The organism is Paenibacillus sambharensis (genome assembly GCF_003233845.1).
Classification (GTDB): Bacteria; Bacillota; Bacilli; order Paenibacillales; family Paenibacillaceae; genus Paenibacillus_I; species Paenibacillus_I sambharensis.
Genome location: NZ_QKRB01000053.1, coordinates 100,494 through 124,891, shown reverse-complemented (window position 1 = coordinate 124,891; position 24,398 = coordinate 100,494). Strand labels below are relative to the sequence as shown.

Here is a 24,398-nt window from a genome sequence, read left to right as displayed (position 1 = left end):
TCTCTCCAAATTCTGCACGAAAAAGCCCCGTCCGGCCTGTTAAGCCGAAACGGGGCATATTGTTGTGGTAGATTAAGAGATCAGATACTTGATGACAACTGCTGCGGCAAACACGACGAACATGAAGCCAAACATGCCTGCGAAGCCGTTCGCAACGTCCGCGAAATCGTGTCTGGGCTCTTCGTTAATATGCTCGCGCGGATCTTGTACATTCTCCATCTGCATATCCTCCTTCATATAAGACAGTGTCCGCTGCCTGGAAATGCCCGGGAGCACTGCTGCACTCAGCCCGGTTAACAACTCTTACTAGTATACCCAACGGGACGACAACTTGTAAAGAAGGCGGGTATGAAAAGTTGGAAGCAGGTGTGATTTAATTCATTAACTCCCTCTCTATGGTACAATAAAGGATGGGAGATTAGGTCAGGAGAAAGGGAGAGGGCCGTGAACAAGAACGACAGACCGGCCGGGGAAACAGGCAAAGGGATGCGGCGTGTATCGGAGACGATTCACAACAAGCTTGCACTGCTGCCTGACCAGCCCGGCTGCTACCTGATGAAGAATGCGGAGGGCACGATCATTTACGTCGGCAAGGCCAAGGTGCTCAAGAACCGCGTCCGCTCTTATTTTACCGGAAGCCATAACGCGAAGACCCAGAAGCTGGTGTCGGAGATTCGCGATTTTGAATATATCGTTACTTCAAGCAATATGGAGGCGCTCATTCTGGAGTGCAACCTGATCAAGCAGTACCATCCGCGGTACAATGTGCTGCTGAAGGACGACAAGACGTTCCCGTATATCAAAATTACGCACGAAGCGCACCCGAAGCTTGAGGTTACCCGCCGTGTCGTGAAGGATAAGGGTAAATATTTTGGCCCGTACCCGAACGCTTATGCGGCCCAGGAGACGAAGAAGCTGCTGGACCGGCTGTATCCGCTGCGCAAATGCAAGACGCTGCCCGACAAGGTGTGCCTGTACTATCACATGGGCCAATGTGTGGCGCCATGCGAGTTCGAGGTGGATAAGGCAGTATATGAGGACATGGTGCAGGAAATCACGAAGTTTCTCAATGGCGGCCATGCCGATGTCAGAGAGCTGCTGAAGGACAAGATGCAGGCGGCGGCTGAGGCACTGGAGTTCGAGAGAGCCAAGGAATACCGTGATCAGATCGCCTCGATCGACGCCATTATGGAGAAGCAGAAGATCACGCTCGCCGATGCGATGGACCGGGACATCTTCGGCTTCGCAACGGATAAAGGCTGGATGTGCGTGCAGATCCTGTATATGCGCCAGGGCAAGCTGATCGAGCGGCGTGCTTCCACCTTCCCGTATTACGGCGAGCCGTATGATGACTTTATGTCGTTCGTGTCCCAGTATTACAGCGATAATCCTGCACTGCCGAAGGAGATTTTCCTGCCGGGGATGCCGGATACGGGGACACGGGCTCTAGACGCTGAAGCTGCCGGTTCAGCTGCCGAAGGAAGCAGCGGTAATGAAGAGAGCCCTGAGACTTCTGGAAGCCTCACTGCCGCAATCGGCAGGCTGGATGAGGAGCCGGAGGCGGCAGATGGTGCTGCCGGAGCAGAGCAGGATAGCGGGGAGCTGAACGAGGGAGAAGAGGATGCCCGCAGTGCCCTGCAGAAGTGGCTGCACGTCAAGGTTGTCCTGCCGCAGCGCGGCCGCAAGAAGGAAGTTGTCGCGATGGCGATGAATAACGCTAAGGTCACGCTGGATGAGAAATTCCGGCTTATTGAGCGGGACGAAGAACGCAGTGTGAAAGCGGCCGAAGGGCTTGCCGGTTATCTGGGCCTTGATTCCGTACGCCGGATCGAAGCGTTCGATAATTCGAATATCCAGGGTACCGATCCGGTATCGGCTATGGTCGTCTTCACTGACGGCAAGCCGGATAAGAAGGAGTACCGGAAGTATAAGGTGCGGACCGTACAGGGTCCTGATGACTACGAAACGATGCGTGAAGTTATTCGCAGGCGGTACGAGCGGGTGCTCAAGGAGTCGCTCGAGCCACCCGATCTGATCGTTGTGGATGGCGGCAAGGGGCAGATCAGCGCGGCAGTGGATGTGCTGGAGAATGAGCTTGGCCTCTTCATTCCAGTCTGCGGACTTGTGAAGGATGCCAAGCACAAGACGGCCCAGCTGATGACGGGCGATCCGCCGGCTATTGTGCCGCTGCGCCGGGACAGCCAGGAGTTTTACCTGCTGCAGCGCATACAGGATGAGGTTCACCGCTTTGCGATTACGTTCCACAGGGATACGAGAGCGAAGTCGATGATCGCCTCCAGGCTGGATGCGATACCGGGGATCGGAGAGAAGCGGCGGAAGCTGCTGCTTAAGCATTTTGGCTCCATCAAAAAAATAAGAGAGGCCTCAGTCGAAGACTTCCGGCCTCTCTCGATCGGCGACAAGCTTGCCGCCCAAATTATTGAATCGCTTCGTGAGGAGCCGTGACCCCGCCGGGCCGCGGCTTTCTTTTGTTATGCAAATAGCGGATCAGCCAAGCCAGCGCAATCGGATGCAGAATATAGAAGACAGCTGCAGCCATGTTCTCGGCTGAGCCCATGAATACCAGGGAGACAGCCATCAGCACCAGGTCAATGACGGCATGAGCGAACAGGGCGGCTATAAAGCCGTAACGCAGCATCACGAAGCAGAACAGCAGGCCAAGCAGCGTTAGCTCCACAAGCCTTGTAGTCCATGGGTAAATCGGATAAGCGACATGGCCAAGCGCCCAGACGATCGTTGGAATAATAACGGCCGCATAGGTGCTGCGGAACCAGCGCTTGAAGACAGCAATACCGAACAGCCGGTAGATCGCTTCCTCGGATATGGCCGCACACCACGCCAGAATCGGGAACAGCCACGGATACGCGAAATTAATCGGTGATTGGGACACATCGGTTGTAGCCCAGGCACCCGTGCCCATCTCCAGGAAGAGGAAGATGAGCGTCTGCAGCCCGAGGAAAATGAAAGCGATCCAGTAGCCGGTCTTCATGGAAGTCCAGACATGGTCGCCATACCCGGACTCGCCCCAGCGCGGCCACAGGTTGCGGCCCATCCCGCGCCATAGCCCATCGCCCGCGACAAGCGAGATATAGACGCTTACGGCCATGATGCCCATAATAAATGTGGTTACAATCGTGCCAAGCCAGGCCATTTGTGCCGCATTCTCAATCTCTCCTAGTGTGGCTTCGACACCGTCCATCATGTTGATATTATTCACGGTGTAGAACAGGAAGAAGATAACGGCGAGCAGCCAGCCTCGTGCGAAGGAGGTATGTCTGCGGTACAGGATGGCGTAAATGATAGCCAGAATGAACAGGACAACGCTCATGCCGATATAGCCGGTAAGCGTCAGCAGGCCGGCAATCTGATCCTGCTTCTCCACGTAGCTCACGTAGCCTTCAGGCGGCTGGAACTGCGGCTTATAACGGGTAATGAGAACAGATTGGCTTTCGCCAAGCGCCGCATCTATATGTAGGAACAGCTTCGCATCTCCGAGCGTGTAGCCGGCCGCCTGGTAGACGAGTGAGCCGTCTTGGGACGGAACAGGCATCAGCTTCAATTCTTCGCCGCGGAAGCCGCGTTCCTGCAAGAATGAACGCGCAGCCAGGTCGGCTGCCTCGCTGTCCGCCCTGGTCCATGGGGACAAGGCACCTTCCGGGATGGCGTTCCAGCCGACGATCTCCCCGCTCTCCATATTGACATGGACGAAGATGGAACGCTGCTTAGATTCCGGAGGGATGTGTGAACGGACGTTCACCTGGTAGGTTTCGGTAGGAAATTGGCTGCTGTACTGCTTGTCAAAGTCCTTAGTCAGTTTCTCCTTGGCAAGATAGCCGTAGAGGTCACGGTCTGCCATATAGACAGTAGAAGCCGAATGCACATCAGCGTTAAATTGCTCACGCACAAAATCAGCAGCTTTCTGCTCCGCTGCCTTTTCCTTAATAATCGGCTTGCTCTCGCTGCTGAAAAAGGAACTTGTGGAAGGTAAAATCTGAAAGAAAATAAATATGGCTAAACAAATTGAACCCCAGATGTATAAGGTTTTCCAATGGGGCTCCTGATGCAGCTGCTGCATGCCTACACCTCTTCTTTTTTTGAATTTCATTTACACAATACGATAACATACCCTGTATTATATTTTCCAATCGCTTACTTTCATTACCTCAACCTTCAGCGAGATAATCGGCCAATAATACAAGATAGAGCAGGTTTTTATCGCAAAAAAGCGCGTATATCCTGTTCTATGACCGGGATTAAGCTAAAATTCGTTTTGTGTTTTGCTTGGGGGTGCCGCTATAATCGGAATGGTTAGTAGACCATAACTGAGAGATTCACGATCGTCCAACTGAATATACAGCCGAATTTCATGTTGAAAACGGGGGAACCATAAATGCTGTCAGGATGATAGGGGTCCAGGCGGTGTGGGGTGAATTCCGGTCACCGGTGAGCTATAGAGCCGTGTTGTGCCGGATAGGGCGTCTGTTCGCGCCCGAATCCGTCAGCTAACCTCGTAGGCTGTCCGAACAGGGCTCGCGCGATAAGCATTGGAGTTCCAGTGCTTTTTTTGATGCCCAAAAAACGGTCTTCGGTACGATACGGAATGCTCGGTTGTGGTAATAAGAGAGAGATAGACCATTACTTGGGATAGATTGGAGACAGTACGAAGCTATGAGGAAAAATCAGTTTGTCATCATCGGGCTTGGACGCTTCGGATCAGGGATTGGCAGTGAGCTTATTGAGCTGGGCTATGAGGTGCTCGGCATTGATAAGGATGAAGAGATGGTCGATGAGATGAGCAGCGTGCTTACACATGCCGTCGTCGCGGATTCAACGGATGAGGATGTTCTGCGCTCCCTTGGAGTCCGAAACTTTGATTGCGGCGTAATCGCGATCGGAGATGATATCCAGGCGAGCATACTGACGACAATTCTCCTGAAGGATCTCGGTGTGAAGAAGGTTGTGGCCAAGGCGGTGGGCGAGCTGCATGGCAGAGTGCTGGAGAAAATCGGAGTGGACCGGGTTGTCTATCCGGAACGTGATATGGGCATCCGGGTGGCTCACCAGCTGGTATCCCCAAATCTGCTTGATTATATCGAGCTCTCCAAAGATTATACGATCGCCGAGCTTGCAGTGCCTAAGTGCCTGTGCGGCGTGTCGCTGCATGAGCTCAATCCGCGGGCCAAATTCGGCTGCAGCATTGTGGCAATCAACAAGCCGGAAGGCATTATTATTGCGCCTACTGCGGAGGATGTGCTTGCTGAGAAGGATGTGCTGGTCGTAATTGGCACGAATGAGCAGATTGAGGATTTTGAGGAAGCGATCGTGCGTTAGGCCGCTGGACTATATACGTGAAAATTGGCGCCGCTGTGTCTTACCAACGATGGACTGCAGCGGCGTTTTTTGGCGTGGCACGGCTACACGGGCTGGCTCATGGACCTGCGGGCAAAATAGGCCGCAATCTCATCAATCCAGAGCCGCACAGCAGGGTTCATGTCTTCGCTGCCGTGATGAATGAGGGAGGTTGTGCGCTTGGTTCCGAGGAGCTCCTTCACGGGTATTACGGTCAGGTCGTTATCGGCGAGCATGCGTTCTCTAATGTAGGATTTGGGCAGCAGCGTGGCGGCCCTGCACGTATGCATCAGCCGGAGTATAGCTTCGAAGGAATCGATCTCCATGCGCACATCCGGCTTCAGGTCATACTTGGCGAACAGCTCATCTGTCATAATCCGGTACCAGGTCCCCTTGGCAAATAGAATCATCGGCAGGCCGTTCAGATCCGTTATTCGCATACTAATGCCGCTTGCATCTGCGATGTAATGGCACTTGGGCATGACGAGCTCCAGGTGATCATCGAAGAGCGGCACGCAGTGCAGCGCCGGATCATCAATGGAGGAGGCGACGAGGCCAATATCCGCCTTGTTCTCGCGCACGAGCGAGACGATTTCATGCGTCTTGCCGGTCACTGCCTTGATATCCACCTCGGGATGGGCTTCGTGCAGGACCTGTATCAGATCGGGCAGCGTCGTCTGAAGTGTGGTCAGGCTGGCGCCGATCATCAGCGATGTCTTGGCGGCATAGCCGAATTCGGACAGTGACTGCAGGAAGCGAAAATGGCGCTGCCGCATTTCGAGCGCGTAATCGTAGGTAAGCTGCCCCAGCTTGGTCAGCTCCAGACGTTTGCCTACCCGCCTGAACAGCTCAACGCCGAGCTCTTCCTCCAGCTTTGCGATTTTTCGGGAGAGAGCCGGTTGTGACAAATTTAATTGCACGGAAGCCTTATTCAAGCTGGATTGTTCAACAACGACGGCGAATATATGAAGTTCTTCGAGCATAGGACCCTCCGCATATGACAATTGGTTATAAGTCGATATACCATATCGGCAGTTCCATTATAAGCGAAAAAGGAGTAGCATGGAAACTGTGGCTATTCTGTGTCCAGCCATTTGTTGACGCTCTCATAAGTGAAGGGTACAATGGTAAATGGCTTTAGAAGCATGTCCAGTCCGGAAAGGAGAACGCTTACGTATGAAAGGGAATTCGTATTACTCGCGCAGGCTTCACTCACTTTTAGGGGTGATTCCGCTCAGCTTGTTCATCGTTGAACATATGCTGACGAATTTTGCGGCTGTTGAGGGGGGTCCTCAAGGTTTCAAAGATGCGGTAGCATTCTTGAACGGATTGCCGCTTGTGTTTTTCCTCGAACTGTTCGGCATTTGGCTGCCGCTGCTGTTCCATGGGGTGTATGGCTTGTACATCGCTTATCAATCCAATATTAACACCGGACAATTTCAATATGGCCGCAACTGGGCGTTTGCTTTGCAGCGGATCTCGGGTGTGATCACCTTTATCTTCGTTGTATGGCATGTCTATCAGACACGCTTCCAGGTAGCTGTGGGGAATGTCACACATGAACAGCTGGGCTCATCCATGCATGACATTGCCAATAATCCGTTTTTCTTTGCTTTCTACGTAGTTGGCGTAGTGGCTGCAACATTCCACTTTGCTAACGGAATGTGGGCTTTCCTCGTAAGCTGGGGAATTACAGTTGGACCGAGAGCACAGCGTGTTTCCTCCTATATATGGATGGGCGTATTTGTCATAGTTACGGCTATGTTCCTGGCATCGCTGGCTGCTTTCCGCGGAGACGAATTTAAGGAAGCGAGCGCAGCAATCGACGCAGTGCGGTCGCTTGTGAATATCGGTTAGTCTGAGAACAAGGAGCGAATCGAAATGGCTAAAAACAAAATCATCGTCGTGGGCGGCGGGCTGGCCGGCCTGATGGCAACCATCAAGGCAGCCGAAGCCGGCATGCACGTCGATTTGTTCTCACTGGTGCCAGTGAAGCGTTCCCACTCGGTATGCGCACAAGGCGGCATCAATGGAGCGGTTAATACAAAAGGCGAAGGCGACTCCCCGTGGGAGCACTTTGACGATACAGTTTATGGCGGGGACTTCCTCGCGAATCAGCCCCCGGTCAAGGCAATGTGTGAAGCCGCACCTGGCATCATCCACCTGATGGACCGGATGGGGGTCATGTTTAACCGGACACCGGAAGGTCTGCTTGATTTCCGCCGATTCGGCGGCACGAAGCATCACCGTACCGCATTTGCCGGAGCGACTACCGGGCAGCAGCTGCTGTACGCTCTGGACGAGCAGGTTCGCCGCTGGGAGACAGCGGGGCTTGTGAAGAAGTATGAGCATTGGGAATTCCTCGGCGCTGTGGTAGACGATGACGGTGTATGCCGGGGGATTACGGGCCAGGATCTGCGCTCAATGGAAGTTCATACCATCGCAGCTGACGCGGTCATCCTGGCGACAGGCGGGCCGGGTATTATTTTCGGCAAATCGACCAACTCCGTCATTAACACCGGAACAGCGGCTAGTGCCGTGTATCAGCAGGGCGTTTATTACGCGAACGGCGAATTCATCCAGATTCACCCGACAGCCATTCCTGGTGACGACAAGCTGCGTTTGATGTCCGAGTCTGCACGCGGTGAAGGCGGACGGGTATGGACGTACAAGGACGGCAAGCCATGGTACTTCCTCGAAGAGAAGTATCCGGCTTACGGCAACCTGGTGCCGCGCGATATCGCAACGCGTGAAATATTCGATGTCTGTGTAAACCAGAAGCTCGGCGTTAACGGCGAGAACATGGTGTATCTGGACCTTTCGCATAAGGATCCGAAGGAGCTTGATATCAAGCTCGGCGGCATTATCGAAATCTATGAGAAGTTCATGGGCGATGATCCGCGCAAAATTCCAATGAAGATTTTCCCGGCAGTCCATTATTCGATGGGCGGCATGTGGGTCGATTATAACCAAATGACCAATATCCCGGGTCTGTTCGCTGCAGGCGAGTGCGAGTACCAGTTCCACGGAGCGAACCGTCTTGGCGCGAACTCACTGGTATCCGCTATCTATGGCGGGATGCTGGCCGGTCCAAAGGCTGTTGAATATATTCGCGGTCTGAATAAGACGGTTGAAGATGTTTCCTCTGCGGTCTTTGACCGGGAGCAGAAGCGCCTGGCGGCGAATTATGAGTCCCTGCTCAAGATGAACGGAACGGAAAACGCTTATGTTCTTCACAAGGAGCTTGGCGAGTGGATGACCAACAACATGACGGTCGTTCGTTACAATAACAAGCTGGAAGAGACGATCGGCAAGATCAAGGAATTGAAGCAGCGCTACCAGAATATCAACATTCACGATACATCCCGCTGGAACAACGCAGGCGTGGCCTTTACCCGTCAGCTGTGGAACATGCTGGAGCTGGCCGAAGCGATGACGCTCGGCGCTCTGCTGCGGAACGAAAGCCGGGGCGCGCATTACAAGCCGGACTTCCCGGAACGGGATGATGAGAATTTCATGAAGACAACCAAAGCGAAATGGACGGCTGACGGCCCGCAAATTTCGTATGAAGATATTGATGCGTCGCTTATCCCGCCTCGTAAACGTGATTACTCGACCGACAAGAAGAAAGGAGAATAACCATGGCGCAAACAACAACAGCAGCAAAGACAATCAAGCTGGTAGTCACGCGTCAGGATTCACCGGAAACGAAGCCGTATGAAGAAACCTTCGAGATCCCGTACCGTCCGAACATGAACGTCATCAGTGCACTGATGGAAATTCAGCGGACGCCGAAGAACGCAGAAGGCAAGGAAACCTCGCCGGTATGCTGGGAATCGAATTGCCTGGAAGAAGTATGCGGCGCCTGCTCGATGAACATTAACGGCAAGCCCCGCCAGGCCTGTACGGCCCTGGTCGACAAGCTGGAGCAGCCGATCCGGCTGGAGCCAATGCGGACTTTCCCGGTAGTACGTGACTTGGTTATTAACCGTGAGCGCATGTTTACCGCACTCAAGCGGGTAAAAGCGTGGATTCCAATCGACGGGACCTACGATCTTGGCCCGGGCCCGCGGATGGCAGAGACGAAGCGCCAATGGGCGTATGAACTGTCCAAATGCATGACCTGCGGCGTGTGTCTTGAATCGTGTCCGAATGTGAATGACCGGAACAGCTTCATTGGGCCAGCGGCATTATCGCAGGTTCGATTGTTCAATGCCCACCCGACTGGTGAGATGAACAAGGATGAGCGTCTGGAGACCCTGATGGATGACGGCGGCATTGAAGGCTGCGGCAACTCGCAGAACTGTGTGCGCGCCTGCCCGAAGGGAATTCCGCTCACAACCTCGATAGCAGCGCTGAACAAGGACACAAGCAAGCATATGTTCAAGAAATGGCTTGGCATGTAATACCATAATAATAATCAAGAGGCGCCCGGATTCCGGGCGCCTCTTATTCATACATGGGCATGGGCAATTAACCGTCACAGTGAGCTGTGAGAGAAGACCGGGAATACAGAAGAAGACCGCCAGGCACTAAAGGTGCAGAGGCAGTCTTCTTATTCGTACAGGCTGTATAGAGAAGAAAATGAGACGCTTACATCCACTGCTCGCCCCACTGCTGAATCGATTGAATGACGGGCTCCAGGCCGCGTCCCTTCTCGGTCAGCTCGTATTCAATACGAACCGGCATTTCAGGGTATACGTTCCGTTTGACGATACCGAGCAGTTCAAGCTCCTTCATACGGTCGGTCAGCATCTTGTCGCTCATCTCCGGAATCTGTTCCTTTATTTCCTTGAACCGCTTGGGTCCGCCGAGCAGTACACGGATGATGAGGCCAGTCCACTTCTTTCCGAGCAGTTCGGCTGCGGATTCGTATTTCGGGCACATTCTTGAGTAGTCCACAGATTCTCACCCCACTTTATATGCTCTATTGTACCACGATAGCTGCTAAAAGGTAAGAGTGCGGTTAACAAATTTATCATAACTAAATAAAAAATATCTACTTGACTTATGTAAGTGACTAAATTATGATGTGAATATCCGTAAGGAACTAAAGCAAAAGGATGAAGGAGAGAATTAAGATGATGGATACAGGATTGCTGATTATTCGAGTCATTATCGGCTTGTTGTTTGTGGGTCACGGTGCGCAGAAGCTGTTCGGCTGGTTTGGCGGATATGGCATTAAAGGGACCGGCGGCTGGTTTGAATCTATGGGCATGAAGCCGGGAGCGGCTATGGCCGTTGCGGCGGGTCTGTCGGAACTGATCGGCGGGCTTCTGCTTGGCTTAGGTCTGTGGATGCCTGTAGCAGCTGTTCTGATTGGCGGAGCCATGATTGTCTCTATTGTTAAGGTACACGGTCCTAACGGCCTGTGGGCGACCCAGAACGGCTATGAATACAATCTGGTACTGCTCGCCGTTGTAGTTGGTCTGGCCTTGACAGGGGCGGGGGATTTGGCCCTGGATGCGGTACTGCGTTAACGATTTTCGTTACACACAACCCCCTTGCTCCTCACGCATACAGCGATTTGGTGCAAGGGGGTTGTGTACTTTGTTATTCATGCGCCAAGGGTCCTGTCAGCTCTGGAACATACGGATGAGCAGGATGCCGGCCATCGTGAAGCAAAGCGCAGCCGTCTGGAGAACGGTAAGCCGTTCACGCAGCAGGACAATGGCTCCTAGAGCAACGACCAGACTGTTGGTGGCGAAGATCGGGGCAGCGATATTGGCTTTGCCCGCTGCCAGCGCATTCGCATACAGCTGCAGCCCGGCATAGGAGAAGATGCCGCTTGCCAGCCCCCAGTACATACCGGTCCAGCGGCGGCCTGCCGCAAGCTCACGCGAAGCGGCTGCCGGGGGTGCCGGCTGGCGTTCCCGCACAACATACGGCAGAAACCACAGCGCTGACAGGGCATAGCCGATCAGCAGAATCGGCGTGCTGTTCAGCCCCATCTCCTCCGTGACCTTGAGGCCTCCATTACGCAGGGTGAACAGTACGATACCAGCAGCGACATAGAAGAACCACCGCTTGTCCGACAAAGTCAGCTTCTCTCTGCGCCTGATGGAGAGCAGCATGACAGCGGCAAGCAGCAGCATGATGCCGCAGAGCTCGCCCAGTCCAAGCGGTTCACGGTAATAGAAGGTAGAGAAGAGCACAACGACAGCGATGTTCATGTTGGTCAGCGGAGCAGTCAAGCTTGCGGGTCCATATTCAAGCGCCTTCATGAAGACCAGATTTCCCCATGCGGAGCCTGCCCCGATAATCAGCGAGGCGGTCCAGAACCGCCAATCGCTCCAGGACACCGAGCCCCCGGTGATAATCAGATGCAGGCCAAAGCCCAGCGTGCCGGACAAATACAGCCCGAGCAGCAGCTGATTCATCGAGCCTTTCATCGTCTGGCTCAGCTTCATGCCAAGCCCGGCAAAGCCGAACAGGATGGCGCTGCCGGCTGCTGTTAAGATCCACATGCTGTTGATGCTTCCTTGGAATAATTAAGCGTGTGATACACGTGCATAAATAAGGGCCTCCTGGGCGTAACCGGCAGATTGCACTGCCGTTCATTTAGATGGAAAGACTTGTATAGGTATGTAACACAATTGAAATGTTCCTGTTACCCGCTTTTCACACAGGTGGGCTATTATAATAAACAAGACCCCCTTTTTTATATAAGACACTTGGGACCCGGCCGACGCGGCAGGGTCCACTTTTTTTGTATAGAGGAATTGGCTCACGGTTACAGCGGGACGGCAACGGGCTGCTTGCTCCGGTAGAATACCCACTGGGTAAACCCAATCTCCTTCAGCCTGCTGCGCACAAGCTCCCACTCGTCCCCAACGCGCGCTGGAACGTGGGCATCTGAACCGAAGGTGACTTGAACGCCGAAGTGAAGGGCTCTCTCCAGCATGGCATCGGATGGATACCAGCCGCCGACATCCTTTGTTTTGCCGGACGTATTAATCTCAATGGCTATTCCGCACTCACCGATCGTCCGCAGAGCTTCATCAACGGCCTCATCAGCCTTAATAGCGGAGAAGGCCGGGTAATACCCCTTCATGGCGTCAATATGTCCGAGCACCTGGAACATGCCGCTGCGTGCGGATTGCGCGATCAGGTCATAGTAATGCTTCTTCTCCACAATTTGCTCCGCATCGGACAGCTTCTTCCACCGGTTGCGATTGAAGATGCTGACCCCGCGGGTCTGGTGGACAGAGCCGATAATATAGTCGAAGGGGTAACGGGCATACGCTTCCTTGTAAGCATCCACCTGATCCGGGAAAAAGTCGGATTCCACGCCGAGCAATATTTCAATCTGGCCGCTGTACTGCTGCTTAAGGCGAAGCACTTCTTCCACATAGCGGGGAAATTCGCTGCGCGCCATGGCAATCCCTGGCTGGGGCTGGTCGTCCTTGTGGGCGAAATACGGCGAGTGATCCGATATTCCAATTACCTGCAGCCCGGCTTTGATTGCCGCCTGAACATAATCTTCAATAGTCCCTTCGGCATGGCCGCAGCGGAGATGGTGGGTATGCAGATCAAATTTCATCTTGAGTTGCGCCTCCTTAAATATGTAATCATACAGCAGCGTCCCTCCAGCAGCAGGGCGGGAGGGATTGCTTGCGCTATTCGCTGCTTATAAAGTGGTCCTCCGGCATGCCCTTCAAGTCGCTCAGAAACTGCTGCATGGCCGAGTTGAGATAACGCCCAGATTTATACACCACGCCAACCGGGTGACTGAGCTCCAGTTCATTGACCTTGATCATCCGCAGCGTGCCCAGCCTAAGCTCATTGGCGATGGACTGCTTGGAGACAATGGCTGCCCCGAGGTTAATTTCCGCCATCCGCTTGACCTCCTCGCTGCTCGACAGCTCCATTACGATGTTGGGCTGTATGTCATACTGCTTGAACAGCCGATCCACGAATCTTCTGCCGAGCGTATCGGGGGAGAGCATAATGAACGGAATGTCCTTTAGTTTGTCCACGGTGATATGTTTCAGTCCGCTGAGCGGGTGGTCGGGCGCAACAACAAGCTCGAATGTGTCGTAGTACAGCACAGAGGTAAGCAGGTTTGGGTTGCGCTCGGATAAGTAGGTTATCCCGATGTCCAGTGTCCCGTTCTCTACGCTCGCCATTACCTGAGAGGACGGCATGGTATGGATGGTTGTCTTGATCATAGGGAATTGATCCTGAAAATACGATAATACCCGAGGCAGGATTTGAATAGCGATGGATGACGTGGTGCCAAGTATGATATGGCCCTGCGGTGTTTCATTCAGGTCGGATAGCTTCTGCTTGAGCTCTTCGACGATGGCAAGAATACGCTCGGCATGTTCCAGAAACACCTGACCTCTGTCCGTAAGGGTCACAGGCTGATTCCGGTCAATAAGAACCGTCTTGAATTCATCCTCGAGGCTCTTGATCTGGGCTGAGACAGCAGGCTGAGTCAGATTGAGCAGCTCCCCCGCCTTCCGGAAGCTCATTGTCTTCGAAATTGTCAGAAGCGTTTCCAATTGGCTGATATTCATGTACACCCCTCCTTCGGCCGCAGCGCGGTATTCGTTCCGATCGGCATACTTCCTCTATTATAGGTCATTCCGTTACAGGCGGCAATTTCGTGAGAAAAAAAGCACAAGCAGTCAGCCTGCCCCGTTATACCGGCCGCAGGCTGCTCGCTTGTGCTTTGGTGGCTGTCTTGCTACTTCGCTCCCTTGCCTTCCTTAAGAAGAAGTAGAATGTCATCAGTAAGATCGCCGAACAGCGGTCCATTATTAAACTGATGGAAATTGATTTCCTGCCCAATGAGATTCAGCTCGACCAGGACCGGCCTTGCTTCCGGGTCAACAGCAATGTCCCAGGAGACAAGGTCGAAGTAGGGGAGCTGTGCATGAAGGTCGAATACATGCTGAACCGCCTGTTCATATTTCGGTATGACCTTTTCGCCGAATACGGCACCCGTATAAGGGTGGGCTTGATGCTTGCGTCCATATTTGTCTATAGCATAGGTGTTCAGCCGGCCATCCGGGTGAACGCTGCATGAGACGCCGCCTGCAGCCTGGTTATCGACGACACTTCCTTGATTGCCAAAGCGGGCAAGCGTGGACAGCAGATGAATACGCCCATTCAGCCGCAGAGTCAGGATGCGGAGCGTGTTAATGGCATTGGGGTAAATGCCGTTCAGGACGGCATGCTGCTCCAGCTTGTCCTGGACAATAAAGTCTCTGCCATAATAAGCGGCCACCTGAGAGAATGAAGCCGGCTGATCACGGAAGCGGATACGTCCCTGCTCAATATACAGGGCCTCCACACCCTTGCCTCCGCCGCTTTCGATACTCGGCTTGATGAAGAACATCCCGTTCCGTGCGAGAAGGCGCTTCTCCGCATCCTCCAGGGAAAGCGGGGCATCCGAACCGTCTGCGTAATACCCGTTCCTGTTCTTGAGTATGGTCTCGGGTGACAGGTAGCCCTTCAGGATCCGTTCGTAGCCGCTCTTGTCCACATAGGCCTTGAACAGCTCACGCCTGTTAAGCTTGGGCTCGATCTCAATATAATAGACATCCTCGGGAATATACCGCTCGTCGAACACCCCGTTGACGCTGGCATAGGCCTGATGCCAGGCTTTTTTAATTTTGCTCCCGTAGTGCTGCTCCCAGTATAGGTCAATCCGCTGGCTGTATTCCTGCTGTATCGTGCCGACATTCCCGTTGGAACGGGCGATGGATGCAATTTTGTTCTTATACTTGGCGCGTTTCATGGCAGTTTGGATCGTCTTTCCGCTTCTGCGGACTGTCCGCATGACGGTTTGTGCAATCATGGCTGTTTTCCTCCCGTGTTGACCATATTTGGTGGAAAAGATGAGTATTTGTAGTGTTTTGTCCCATATTTTGGTCAGGTATATTATAGTGGCGCCATTTTCAAACAACAAGGGATCTAATTTGTCGATAGAGAACTTCTTTTGCGGAACCCCGTCGAAACTGCTCGTTTTACAAAAATGATAAAAAGGAATGGAAGAGAAGCCGTCGAAATGTCATTCTACCGCTTGCAGACAGGACGGCTTCCCGTGCAGGGCAGGCGCAAGACGAATGGGAGGGAATTAACAGAAGTGAATAAACGGGCGGTTCGTTCCTGGATTATGTATGACTGGGCAAACTCGGCTTATGCGACCACGATGATCGCGGCCGTTATGCCCATCTACTACGAGAAGGTCGCAGCCTCGACGCTGCCGGGCAATATGCCTCAAAATTACTGGGGCTTTACGCAGACGATTGCCATGCTGTTCGTAGCGCTGCTTTCTCCGGTTCTTGGCGCCATATCGGATCAGAGCGGTTCGAAGGTCAGGTTCCTGGCTGGCTTCACGATCCTCGGCTCGATCTCCGCTTCGGCTATGGGACTTGTCGGGGAAGGGGGCTGGCAGCTTGCCTCCATCCTCGTTGTGCTTGGCACCATCGGCTTTTCCGTAGGCAACACCTTTTACGATGCGCTGCTGACGGATCTGGTACCGCTGGAAAAGCGGGATTATGTGAGTTCACAGGGCTATGCAATGGGCTACATCGGGGGCGGGGTGCTGCTGGCCATTAACCTAGTGATGATTAACAATCCGTCGCTGTTCGGTTTCCCTGATGAAACCACAGCAACACGGGTCGTATTTGTCACGGTGGGGATCTGGTGGCTGCTGTTTTCCATTCCGCTGCTCCGCCATGTGAAGGATCGGCCGCGGGCAGTCAATATGAAGATATCCGCTGTGGTCCGCACCAGCTTCTCCAATATGGGGAGGACATTCCGGGGAATCCGGCGGTACCCCCAGCTGCTAAAGTACATGCTGTCTTACTGGTTCTTCAATGATGGCATTAATACGATCATTATAATGGCGACCATATATGGCAGCGGCATTGGAATTGGTACCAGCGATCTTATTCTGGCGCTGCTGATCACGCAGTTTGTCGGCTTTCCAAGCACACTGCTGTTCGGCAAATTCGCCGTTCGCTCCGGCGCGAAGCGGGCGCTCTATGTCTCGTTGTCGGTCTACGTGGTGATCGTCATCCTGGGCTATTTCATGACATCAGCCGTCCACTTCTACATATTAGCGACGCTGGTTGGACTGGTGCAGGGCGGAAGCCAGGCCCTTGCAAGGTCGCTGTATGCGAACCTAGTGCCGCCATCGCGATCAGCGGAGTTCTTCGGCTTCCTCAGCCTGTCGAGCAAATTCTCATCGGTTGCCGGTCCGTTCGTGTTCTCGGTAACAGGTACGATTACCGGATCAAGCAGGCTGGCTATTATCTCGCTGCTCGCGTTCTTCGTAATCGGGATGCTGCTGCTTGCGCGGGTTGATTTCACCAGGGGGCGCATCGAAGCTCTGGCGGAGGAGCCGCATTAAGCAGGTCTGCCCGTAATAAAAGAAGGGACGGTCCTGATTTGGACTGTCCCTTACTATATAGAAGAATTAAAGGGGATATTGGTGGCGCCGCAAGACCTTCTACAGCCAGTCTTTCTTACGGAAGATGTAGAACATCCCGAAGCCGACTACAACCATGAAGGTCAGCAGGATCAGGGAACCGCCCTTCGTATGCAGACCGGGAATGTAGTCGAAATTCATGCCGTATATCCCGGTAATGAAGGTCAGAGGCATGAAGATCGTAGTCAGCGCGGTGAAGACGCGCATGATTTCATTGGCCCGGCCGGCGATGCTGGACTGATAGGCTTCCCTTAAGTTGGCCATCAGATCGCGGTAGGTGTCGAAGGTTTCACTAACCTTGACGGCATTCTCATAGATGTCGCGAAAATACTTTTGCAGCTCGGGATCGATCAGCTTCAGGTCCCGCTTGTTGAGTGTGCCGATCACTTCCCGCTGCGGTCCGAGAACCCGCTTCAGCCAAAGAATCTCACTACGCAAACCGATGATTTCGGTGAGGTGGGACTTCTTGGTGTGCATGAGGATATCCTCTTCAAGCTTCTCGATCCGGTCTTCGATCCGGTCGCCAACGACGAAGTAATTATCAACGACAAGGTCGGTAAGATAGTACAGGAACCGGTCGGGACTGCTGACCCTCTCTTCAAGCAGAAGCGGCTTCAGCGAGCGCAGCTCATTGATCTTCTGCTTGGTCACGGTAATGATATAACCCTTGCTGAGGAAAATGTTCAGGGAACGAAGGAAAATTTCTTCATCATCAAATCGGATGCTGTTAACGACAATAAAATAATGGCCTTCATGAACTTCAATCTTAGGCCGCTGCTCCTCATCATTGAGACAGTCCTCGACCTCCAGGTCATGGAGCCCGAAGAGCGGCTGCAGCACTTCAAGATCCTCCAGATCGGCATCAATCCAGTAGAAGCCTTCTGCAGGCGGCTTAAGTGCGGTCCGGACATCGTCCAGAACCGTAAATACACCGTTGTTAACCAGACGGATTTTCATCCGCGCTCACTCCTTTCATCCGCTCGTTCCCATTGGAACGGAGGACACCGGCAGGAGGCGGCAGTACGGCACTACACGAAGCTGCGCTTACAAAGGGTGAAAGGGCAGGTGCGCATATGCCGGCATGCGGCAGCCCGGACGGTGTCCGGTCGTCGACTCTGGCATGGGAACTGGCCCAGATCCGTCGCCTTCCATATGTTGCAAGCACCCCTTTGTCATGTAGTAGTACGGACGCCTGGTTACAAGCGTCAATCCTTGTCTAGTATACTCTCAGCCCCTATCACATTCAAGCAAAAAAACGGCTTCGGGCCTTACCCCATCGTATGCTTGCTCGGCCCGTCTGTGCCTGTACGAAAATACGCATCCAGCAGTGATTTTTCGTACTGGCAAGCCAGGTTCTTGACGGGGACTGAGGAATACGGTACATTAAGTGAAGCACGTAATTGAATAGTATTCTTTCTTATCAAGAGCAGGCGGAGGGACTAGCCCGATGAAGCCCGGCAACCGGCGAACAGCACGGTGCTAATTCTTGCGGAAACACAGGTTTCTGAGAGATGAGAGAGGCGCATGATGCAACCATTCGAGCCCTTTCTCTGCAGAGAAAGGGCTTTTGTTCATGCCTTCGCTCCGACCGAGGTATCAGAGACAGAGTCTACTACTAAGGAGTGATTATTAATGCCGATCAAGATACCGGACAGTTTACCGGCCAAAGAAATACTGATGAACGAGAACATCTTCGTTATGGATGAGTCGACCGCCTATCACCAGGATATCCGTCCCCTGCGCATAGGCATATTAAACCTGATGCCGACCAAGGAAACGACGGAAACCCAGCTGCTGAGGCTGATCGGCAATACGCCGCTTCAGGTCGAAGCCGTGCTCATCCATCCGAAAACCCATACATCTAAGAATACATCTTTCGAGCATCTGGAATCGTTCTACAAAACCTTCGATGAAGTGGCGCATCAATATTTTGACGGCTTCATCATTACGGGCGCGCCGGTTGAGCATCTGCCGTTCGAGGAGGTTACGTACTGGGAAGAGCTGAAGGATATTATGGACTGGACCCGCCGTCATGTAACCTCAACGTTTCATATATGCTGGGGATCGCAGGCAGGCTTATACCACCACTTCGGCGTGCCGAAATATGATTTGGACGAGAAGATATTCGGTGTCTTCCCGCATACGATCACCAAACGGAACGTGCCGCTGCTGCGAGGCTTCGACGAGCAGTTCTATGTCCCGCAGTCCAGGCACACGGATGTCAGACGTGAAGACATCGAAGCGCATCCGGAGCTGGAAATCTGGTCTGAGTCTGACGATGCCGGCGTCTATATCGCAGCGACCCAAGACGGCAAGCAGATTTTCGTAACTGGCCATTCCGAGTATGACCCGTATACGCTGAAGTGGGAGTATGACCGTGACAAGGCGAAGGGCCTGCGCGTCAATCTGCCGAAGAACTATTTTCCAGGCGATGACCCTACCCGTGTGCCGCTGTCATCCTGGCGGGCGCATGCCAACCTGCTGTACTCCAACTGGCTGAATTACTATGTCTACCAGCAGACCCCATATGATCTGGGCGCAGGCATATAGCCGGCGCTAATCCATATAGAAGGAGTTATCCGACCATGAAAATCGAAAGCCGTTTGGCACAAATCGGCTCTGTTCAGGAACCTGTTACAGGTGCTGTCAGCTTCCCGATCTATCCGGCAACCGCATTCCGCCACCCGAGGCTTGGGGAGAGTACAGGCTTTGATTATGCCCGTACGAAGAGCCCAACACGGAAGGTGCTTGAGGATGCAGCCGCTGAGCTTGAGAGCGGGGATGCAGGCTTCGCATGCAGCTCCGGCATGGCAGCCCTGCAGACTGTATTCGCGCTGTTTAGCCAGGGTGACCACCTGCTTGTCTCGCTGGATCTCTATGGCGGCACCTACCGCCTGCTTGAGCAGATTATGTCCCGCTTTGGGGTAACGGCCTCTTATGTGGATACGAATGATATCGATGCGCTTGAGTCGCTGCGGACTCCGAATACGAAAGCGGTACTGATTGAGACGCCGACGAACCCGCTTATGATGATTACCGATCTGGCCCGTGTAAGTGAATGGGCGAAGAGCAAGGACCTGCTGGTTATTGTGGACAATACGCTTCTTACTCCGTTCTTCCAGCGTCCGATCGAGCTCGGGGCAGATATCGTCGTTCACAGCGCGACCAAATATCTGGGAGGACACAATGATGTGCTGGCCGGACTGATCGTAACCAAGGGCAAGGTGCTGTCTGAGCAGATGTTTATCCTGCACAATTCGATTGGTGCCGTGCTCGGAGCACAGGATTCCTGGCTGCTGATGCGGGGCATGAAGACGCTGGCCCTGCGGATGGAGCGCCATCAGCATAACGCCACGCGAGTTGCGGGCTATCTGCTGGAGCATCCGGCTATCGCGGAGGTGTTCTATCCGGCGCTGCCGCATCATCCAGGACATGACATACAAAGCCGGCAGTCGTCCGGCAATACCGGCATTTTCTCCTTCCGTGTGAAGGATGCGCGTTATGTGGAGCCGATTCTGCGGCATATCAAGCTGATCGCCTTCGCAGAGAGTCTTGGCGGGGTTGAATCGCTGATGACGTATCCGGCTGTCCAGACCCATGCGGATATTCCGGAGGAGATTCGGCGCCGTGTCGGAGTGGATGACCGCCTGCTGCGTTTCTCGGTCGGAATCGAGCATGCAGATGATATAATAGAAGATCTTAGTCAGGCTTTAGAAGCCGCTTATTCGGAAATCGGGGAGTGATTGCGAAGTGGGAGAGCAGCCAGTTAACGGACAAGGCGACACAGGCAAGGAAGGCGGGGACCGGAAGTTCGCGACCAGACTGATCCATTTTGGCGGGGAAATTGATAAGACAACGGGCGCATCCAGCGTTCCGATCTACCAGGCATCCACCTTTCACCACCATGATATCTTCAATCCGCCGGAGTATGATTACAGCCGGTCGGGCAATCCGACACGGCAGGCTCTGGAGGACTATATAGCCCAGCTGGAAGGCGGAGCGCGCGGCTTTGCATTCTCGTCAGGCATGTCGGCTATCTCGACCGCATGTCTGCTGATGTCGGCCGGGGATCACATGATTGTGACGGAGGATGTGTACGGAGGTACATACCGGCTCCTGACTTCCATTCTCAGCAGGCTTGGCATTGAAGCGACATTCGTGGATATGACGGACTTCGAAGCTGTCAAGGCTGCCCGCAAGGATAACACGAAGGCGGTCTTCATGGAAACACCGTCTAATCCAACGCTGAAAATAACCGGTATCGCCGAGATAGCCGCTTGGGCGAAGGAGAATGAGCTCCTGACCCTGCTGGACAATACGTTCATGACACCGTATCATCAGCGGCCGATTGAGCAGGGCGTCGATATTGTGCTGCACAGCGCAACCAAGTTCCTCGGGGGGCATAGCGATGTGCTTGCAGGTCTGGCTGTTGCAGCAACCGACAGTCTGGGACGCCGGCTCAAGCAGCTGCAGAATGGTCTTGGCACGGTGCTGGGCGCGCAGGAGAGCTGGCTCTTGATGCGCGGCATGAAGACGCTGCAGGCACGGATGGAGCACAGCGAGCGGGGAGCCCGGAAGCTGGCCGAGTGGCTGTCCGAACAGCCTGAGATCAGCGCAGTCTATTATCCGGGGCTTGCCGATCACCCGCGCCGCGAGGTGCACGAGAAGCAGTCGAAGGGTTATGGCGCTGTCGTCTCGTTTGACGTGGGCAGCGGGGACCGGGCCAAGACACTGCTGAGCAGGGTGCAGCTGCCTCTGGTAGCTGTCAGCCTTGGCGCGGTGGAGAGCATCCTGTCCTATCCGGCCATGATGTCGCACGCGGCAATGCCGCAGCAGGTCCGCCATGAGCGGGGAATAACGGACGGGCTGCTCCGCTACTCGGTGGGCCTTGAGGATATAGACGATCTGATCGCAGACCTGGAGCAGGCGCTGCGCTCATGATCACTTATAACGGCTGGCAGGCGGTGACTCCCGGGTAGATGACGGGGGTCACCGTTTGTGTTACCATCAGTAGTGTGAACAACAGGGTTGGCTGTGCGGGTTTCACGCACGGCGCTATTAAGCGTTTCCGCCTGATTAGGCGGGATATGGTAAGGAGGCAGCGGCATGCAGCAGGTAGACCGCATTTTGGATAAAGCGCTGAACGGGGAACGTCTCAGCCTGGAAGATACGATAACGCTGTTTGAATCAGACGAGATTGAGAAGATGGGCCACGCGGCCAATCAGATTATGCTGCGGAAGCACCCGGAGCCGGTCACGACTTTCGTTGTGGGACGCAATGTCAATTACACGAATGTGTGTGATGTATACTGCCGGTTCTGTGCATTCTACCGCAAGCCGGGCTCGGAGGAAGGCTATGTGCTGCCTGACGAGGCGATCTTCCAGAAGATCCAGGAGACGATTGATGTTGGCGGTACGGAAATTCTGATGCAGGGCGGAACGAATCCGGACCTTCCGTTCTCGTATTATACGAACCTGCTGCGCGGGATCAAGCAGCGGTTCCCGGGCATTACCATGCATTCCTTCTCGCCTGCAGAGATTCGCAAGATGAAGGATGTTTCGGATGGGCTGTCCCTCGAAGAGGTCGTCCGCCAGCTGCATGAAGCGGGCCTTGATTCGCTGCCCGGCGGCGGTGCCGAGATACTGGACAACCGTACGCGCAAGAAGATCAGCCGGCTTAAGGGTACGTGGGAGGACTGGATGGAGGTCATGACGACCGCCCACCGGATCGGAATGAACACGACCGCGACCATGGTCATCGGCTTCGGCGAATCGATGGAGGAGAGAGGGCTTCATATTCACCGGGTACGCGAAGCGCAGGATCAGTGTATCCAAAACGGCTATAACTCCAAGGGCTTTCTGGCCTTCATTCCATGGACGTTCCAGCCGGATAACACGAACATGAAGCGTGAGAAGGCATCCCCGGAGGAGTACTTGAAGACATTGGCGATCAGCCGGCTGACGCTGGACAACATCGACAATTTTCAGTCCTCATGGGTAACGATGGGACCGGAGATCGGCAAGCTGTCCCTGAGCTACGGCTGCAATGATTTTGGCAGCACGATGATTGAAGAGAACGTTGTATCGGCGGCAGGCACGACCCACAAGGTCAACATTCAGCTGATCCTCCAGCTGATCCGTGAATGCGGCAAGATACCGGCCCAGCGCAACACGCGGTATGAGATCTTGAAGACGTATCATGAATCCGAAGCAGCGAGCACAGACTTTATCATGCAGAATTAATTCATCCCTTCCCCGCCTCATCTCTTACTAGCTGCGGGGCTTGGCAACGCCAGTCAGATCTCTCCCTATCCCGGGAGGGGCACAGACTGGCGTTTTTTTATTTGGCGCATCTGTTAATCCAGTTATTAAACAGCATACGGTTGTGGTTAAAGAAGATATAAGCTGGCAGCAGCTGGAAAGTGGCCGCAAGCTGTTAAACCTTTTCAGTCATTCCACACCCTTCATTGTATATCCGCTAAGCAGGGACCATATACTGTAACGGAAAGGAGTGAGCGTATGGAGTTATTTGCGGTTACCCTGGGAGCCGTGTCTGAAGAGAAGCTCTCCTGTTTAACCCGGTGTTTATCGGATGCATTCGCGGATTTGCATCGTGAGACAGCCGATATCGGTTACTGGGAAGTGGACGCAGATCACGGAAGACTTGCGTATATAAGCCGGACACCCGCCGCAGCTACGGACACCAACCGCAAGCTGGTTCATTCCCTGGCCGCCAGCGGGATGGCGGCTTATATTATGACGGAGACGGAACCGTTACTTCTTCGTACGATTGCCCGCAAACAGTTCCGGTATGAACATGATGAAGATTTGGACCGTATTATATGGCACTGCCGTCAGCAGCTGGACGGACCTGAAGCAGATTCGGATGAAGAGGCAGGCATGCTTTGGGATCCCGAAGCCAAGGCCCGCCGGAAAAGCCTGATTGCCGGGGAGCTGGAGCAATTTCTGGCCAATCAGCATCGCGTCCATCTGGAAGGCTTCATAACCTTCCGCCTGTCCTCCTATTGGCAGGAGCTGAGGGAAGTGGTTGAATATGCGGTGGACGAATTCGTCATGGACAAACAGTATCAGGAGTTTATCTCGCTGCTGCGATATTTCGTATGCCTGCAGGAGCCGAAGCTGGAGCTGCTGCATGTGATTCACCGCAATGACAACGATTTTGCCTTCTACGATGCCCAGTACGAGCCAATCGAGCATCGGCAGGTCGACCGGATTGTGGCAGATATGCTCGAAGCTGAAATGAATGTCGAAGATATGGTGGTCAGCAATCTGATCTCGATATCGCCGCAGGAGATCATCATCCACACACGAGAGCCTGAACAGCAGGTGATTCGGACCATTGAGTCCATATTCGACAGCCGGGTTACGATCTGCACCAGCTGCCGGACATGCCGCCCGGCATTCGACGGACATGTTCAGCCGCGTGACCAAAGGCTGACCTGACCCTTGACCAGTCCTGCCTTTAGCAGGTATAATTTGTTTCATCAGCAACGACAAAGACATGTTTCGGCTTACAAGGTACGGCTCAGAGAGAGGAAACGAGGCTGCAATTTCCTCCCGT

At 53.8% G+C, this 24,398-nt stretch carries 21 protein-coding genes and 2 riboswitches; of the genes, 12 read left to right on the top strand and 9 right to left on the bottom strand.

Annotation, left to right across the window (positions count from 1 at the left end):
* Nucleotides 1-72: 72 nt before the first annotated feature.
* Entirely contained in the window at nt 73-219 is a 147-nt protein-coding gene (locus tag DNH61_RS18205; RefSeq protein WP_235287097.1) for a YqzM family protein, read from the bottom strand.
* A gap of 267 nt (nt 220-486) precedes the next feature.
* Between DNH61_RS18205 and uvrC the strand changes: the two genes are divergently transcribed.
* Complete coding sequence (gene uvrC / locus DNH61_RS18200; RefSeq protein WP_111148328.1) at nt 487-2,466, top strand: excinuclease ABC subunit UvrC; 1,980 nt, start codon at nt 487-489, stop codon at nt 2,464-2,466.
* On the opposite strand, the gene DNH61_RS18195 is transcribed toward uvrC, so the two are convergent.
* Nucleotides 2,438-4,096 (bottom strand): CPBP family intramembrane glutamic endopeptidase, encoded by a 1,659-nt coding sequence (locus tag DNH61_RS18195; RefSeq protein ID WP_181438770.1) that lies wholly within the window; start codon nt 4,094-4,096, stop codon nt 2,438-2,440. The genes uvrC and DNH61_RS18195 overlap by 29 nt on opposite strands.
* Before the next feature lie 270 nt (nt 4,097-4,366).
* A riboswitch (cyclic di-AMP (ydaO/yuaA leader) is annotated at nt 4,367-4,553 on the top strand.
* A 136-nt stretch (nt 4,554-4,689) separates the two neighbouring features.
* Here DNH61_RS18195 and DNH61_RS18190 point away from each other — a divergent pair.
* The gene (locus DNH61_RS18190; RefSeq protein WP_111148110.1) at nt 4,690-5,352 is read left to right on the top strand and encodes a potassium channel family protein; all 663 of its coding nucleotides are present in this window, start codon (nt 4,690-4,692) and stop codon (nt 5,350-5,352) included.
* 83 nt (nt 5,353-5,435) lie between these two features.
* Here the strand turns inward: DNH61_RS18190 and DNH61_RS18185 are convergent, their stop codons facing one another.
* Complete coding sequence (locus tag DNH61_RS18185) at nt 5,436-6,353, bottom strand: LysR family transcriptional regulator (protein WP_111148109.1); 918 nt, start codon at nt 6,351-6,353, stop codon at nt 5,436-5,438.
* 193 nt (nt 6,354-6,546) lie between these two features.
* On the opposite strand from DNH61_RS18185, the gene DNH61_RS18180 reads away from it, so the two are divergent.
* From DNH61_RS18180 to sdhB, 3 genes are read left to right on the top strand one after another with little or no spacing between them, the layout of a single operon-like run.
* Nucleotides 6,547-7,227 carry a succinate dehydrogenase cytochrome b558 subunit gene (locus tag DNH61_RS18180; RefSeq protein ID WP_111148108.1) on the top strand — a complete coding sequence of 227 codons (681 nt, stop codon included), beginning with the start codon at nt 6,547-6,549 and terminating at the stop codon, nt 7,225-7,227.
* 24 nt (nt 7,228-7,251) lie between these two features.
* Nucleotides 7,252-9,009 carry a succinate dehydrogenase flavoprotein subunit gene (gene sdhA / locus DNH61_RS18175; protein ID WP_111148107.1) on the top strand — a complete coding sequence of 586 codons (1,758 nt, stop codon included), beginning with the start codon at nt 7,252-7,254 and terminating at the stop codon, nt 9,007-9,009.
* 2 nt (nt 9,010-9,011) lie between these two features.
* Nucleotides 9,012-9,776, top strand: coding sequence for a succinate dehydrogenase iron-sulfur subunit (sdhB, locus tag DNH61_RS18170; RefSeq protein WP_111148106.1), 765 nt, complete (start codon nt 9,012-9,014; stop codon nt 9,774-9,776).
* Nucleotides 9,777-9,963: 187 nt separating this feature from the next.
* Here sdhB and DNH61_RS18165 read toward each other — a convergent pair whose 3' ends face one another.
* Nucleotides 9,964-10,272: a winged helix-turn-helix transcriptional regulator gene (locus DNH61_RS18165; protein WP_111148105.1), complete on the bottom strand. Its 309-nt coding sequence runs from the start codon at nt 10,270-10,272 to the stop codon at nt 9,964-9,966.
* Nucleotides 10,273-10,451: 179 nt separating this feature from the next.
* Here DNH61_RS18165 and DNH61_RS18160 point away from each other — a divergent pair, with 179 nt between their 5' ends.
* A complete protein-coding gene (locus DNH61_RS18160; RefSeq protein ID WP_111148104.1) occupies nt 10,452-10,850 on the top strand; it encodes a DoxX family protein in 399 nt (132 codons plus the stop codon).
* Between the two features lie 96 nt (nt 10,851-10,946).
* Here the strand turns inward: DNH61_RS18160 and DNH61_RS18155 are convergent, their stop codons facing one another.
* From DNH61_RS18155 to DNH61_RS18140, 4 genes are all read right to left on the bottom strand, one after another.
* Nucleotides 10,947-11,837, bottom strand: coding sequence for a DMT family transporter (locus DNH61_RS18155; protein WP_111148103.1), 891 nt, complete (start codon nt 11,835-11,837; stop codon nt 10,947-10,949).
* Between the two features lie 266 nt (nt 11,838-12,103).
* Entirely contained in the window at nt 12,104-12,913 is an 810-nt protein-coding gene (locus DNH61_RS18150) for a histidinol-phosphatase (RefSeq protein ID WP_111148102.1), read from the bottom strand.
* A gap of 76 nt (nt 12,914-12,989) precedes the next feature.
* Complete coding sequence (locus tag DNH61_RS18145) at nt 12,990-13,892, bottom strand: LysR family transcriptional regulator (RefSeq protein ID WP_111148101.1); 903 nt, start codon at nt 13,890-13,892, stop codon at nt 12,990-12,992.
* A 170-nt stretch (nt 13,893-14,062) separates the two neighbouring features.
* The gene (locus tag DNH61_RS18140; protein WP_111148100.1) at nt 14,063-15,178 is read right to left on the bottom strand and encodes a sugar-transfer associated ATP-grasp domain-containing protein; all 1,116 of its coding nucleotides are present in this window, start codon (nt 15,176-15,178) and stop codon (nt 14,063-14,065) included.
* A gap of 210 nt (nt 15,179-15,388) precedes the next feature.
* Between DNH61_RS18140 and DNH61_RS18135 the strand changes: the two genes are divergently transcribed.
* Nucleotides 15,389-16,738 carry an MFS transporter gene (locus DNH61_RS18135; RefSeq protein WP_342771457.1) on the top strand — a complete coding sequence of 450 codons (1,350 nt, stop codon included), beginning with the start codon at nt 15,389-15,391 and terminating at the stop codon, nt 16,736-16,738.
* Between the two features lie 99 nt (nt 16,739-16,837).
* Here DNH61_RS18135 and corA read toward each other — a convergent pair whose 3' ends face one another.
* Entirely contained in the window at nt 16,838-17,773 is a 936-nt protein-coding gene (corA, locus tag DNH61_RS18130) for a magnesium/cobalt transporter CorA (protein ID WP_111148099.1), read from the bottom strand.
* 457 nt (nt 17,774-18,230) lie between these two features.
* A riboswitch (SAM riboswitch) is annotated at nt 18,231-18,334 on the top strand.
* 114 nt (nt 18,335-18,448) lie between these two features.
* On the opposite strand from corA, the gene metA reads away from it, so the two are divergent.
* The 5 genes from metA (at nt 18,449) to ytxC (ending at nt 24,280) form a co-directional block, all read left to right on the top strand.
* Entirely contained in the window at nt 18,449-19,366 is a 918-nt protein-coding gene (metA, locus tag DNH61_RS18125) for a homoserine O-acetyltransferase MetA (protein WP_111148098.1), read from the top strand.
* A 35-nt stretch (nt 19,367-19,401) separates the two neighbouring features.
* Nucleotides 19,402-20,559 carry a PLP-dependent transferase gene (locus tag DNH61_RS18120; protein WP_111148097.1) on the top strand — a complete coding sequence of 386 codons (1,158 nt, stop codon included), beginning with the start codon at nt 19,402-19,404 and terminating at the stop codon, nt 20,557-20,559.
* 7 nt (nt 20,560-20,566) lie between these two features.
* Nucleotides 20,567-21,757 (top strand): trans-sulfuration enzyme family protein, encoded by a 1,191-nt coding sequence (locus DNH61_RS18115; RefSeq protein ID WP_111148096.1) that lies wholly within the window; start codon nt 20,567-20,569, stop codon nt 21,755-21,757.
* Between the two features lie 165 nt (nt 21,758-21,922).
* Nucleotides 21,923-23,059, top strand: coding sequence for a cyclic dehypoxanthinyl futalosine synthase (gene mqnC / locus DNH61_RS18110; protein ID WP_111148095.1), 1,137 nt, complete (start codon nt 21,923-21,925; stop codon nt 23,057-23,059).
* 276 nt (nt 23,060-23,335) lie between these two features.
* Nucleotides 23,336-24,280 carry a putative sporulation protein YtxC gene (gene ytxC, locus DNH61_RS18105; protein ID WP_111148094.1) on the top strand — a complete coding sequence of 315 codons (945 nt, stop codon included), beginning with the start codon at nt 23,336-23,338 and terminating at the stop codon, nt 24,278-24,280.
* Nucleotides 24,281-24,398: the final 118 nt, after the last annotated feature.